This window comes from Amycolatopsis sp. H20-H5 (assembly GCF_035828755.1).
Taxonomy (GTDB): domain Bacteria; phylum Actinomycetota; class Actinomycetes; order Mycobacteriales; family Pseudonocardiaceae; genus Amycolatopsis.
In genome coordinates, this window is the sequence record NZ_JAYMZS010000266.1 from 1 (window position 1) to 1,607 (window position 1,607).

At 64.4% G+C, this 1,607-nt stretch carries 1 protein-coding gene; it reads left to right on the plus strand.

Annotated elements, in window-relative coordinates:
- The first annotated feature begins 60 nt into the window (after positions 1 to 60).
- On the plus strand, positions 61 to 1,458 hold the full coding sequence (locus tag QMK34_RS47375; protein WP_326421610.1) for an IS1380 family transposase: 1,398 nt from the start codon (positions 61 to 63) through the stop codon (positions 1,456 to 1,458).
- The last annotated feature ends 149 nt before the right edge of the window (positions 1,459 to 1,607 follow it).

Genomic DNA, 1,607 nt, shown 5'->3' on the forward strand with positions numbered 1-1,607 from the left:
GACCTGCAACAATCGGGTGTGTTGAGGACCTGATCAGTGCGGATCGGAAGGACACTTTCAGTGAAATTGTCCCACAACTGGCGGCGCGGCGCCGCCACGTTCGATGACGAGAACCTCGTGTCGTGCGCAGGGCTGGTACCAGTGATGGAACTGGCCACCCAGACAGGCCTGACCGATCTACTCGAACAACGCGTGATGTTCCGATCCGAACGAATCCGATCAGGAGCAGCCAACCCAGCACCGAAACTCGCCGCGATCATCGCGGGCATGGCCGCGGGAGCCGACAGCATCGACGACCTCGACGTGATCCGCGCCGGTGGCATGAAAAAACTGTTCGACGGTGTCCGCGCACCGACCACGATAGGAATCTTGCTGCGGGAGTTCACCCACGGCCATACCCGGCAACTGTCCTCGGTGCTGCGCGGGCATCTGCTGGCACTGGCGACGCGGACCGACCTGCTCGACGGGATCGCCGAGCAGACGTTCGTCGACATCGACTCACTGCTACGACCAGTCTACGGCCACGCCAAACAAGGCGCGTCGTTCGGGCACGCGAAGATCGCGAACAAACAACTACTGCGCAAGGGTTTGTCTCCACTGGTCACCACAATCTCCACCCGCACCGCCGCCCCGGTCGTGGCCGGGATCCGGCTACGCGCGGGCAAAGCCGGCTCCGGCAAAGGCGCGGCCAGCATGATCACCGAAGCCATCAACGCCGCGAAAGCCGCCGGCGCACGCGACATCATGTGCCGAGGCGATTCCGCATTCGGCCACGGCAAAACCATCACCGCGGTAGTCAACGCCGGTGCACGGTTCTCCTTCGTGCTGACCAAAACCCCGTCGGTGCTGCGCGCGATCACCACCATCGCCGAGAACGCGTGGACGCCCGTGGACTACCCCGGAGCGGTCCTTGACCCCGACACCGGCGAGTTGATCTCCGATGCCGAGGTCGCCGAAGTCGGCTACACCGCGTTCGCCGGCACGAAAAACGAGATCACCGCCCGGCTCATCGTCCGGCGGGTCCGTGACCGCAACCACCCCGACGAACTGTTCCCGGTCTGGCGGTATCACCCGTTCTTCACCAACTCCACCGAACCGGTCACCGACGCCGACCTCACCCACCGCCGCCACGCGATCATCGAATCGGTGTTCGCGGACCTCATCGACGGACCTCTGGCGCACCTGCCCTCCGGGATCTTCGCCGCGAACGCCGCCTGGGCGATACTGGCCGCGATCACCCATAATCTGCTGCGCGCAGCGGGGACCCTCATCGACCATGCCCACGCCGTCGCCCGCGGGGCGACCCTGCGCCGCCATGTGGTTACCGTTCCCGCCCGCATCGCCAGACCCCAGGGAAAACGAACCCTGCATCTGCCGGCCCACTGGCCCCGAGCGCAACTATGGACAACCTTGTGGGACAACGTTTTCATCGATCATGACCGACAAGTGCAAGCCTGACCCACCACTCATCCGGTCCCACCAGACCCAACCAGGACACAACAGTGGACAAGCTGGGAACGCCAGCAAGTCAACCACGCCCGCAACCAGCCGACCAGCACAAAACCCACCCCAAGATCACCCCACCAGCCAATCCACGGATCCAGGCT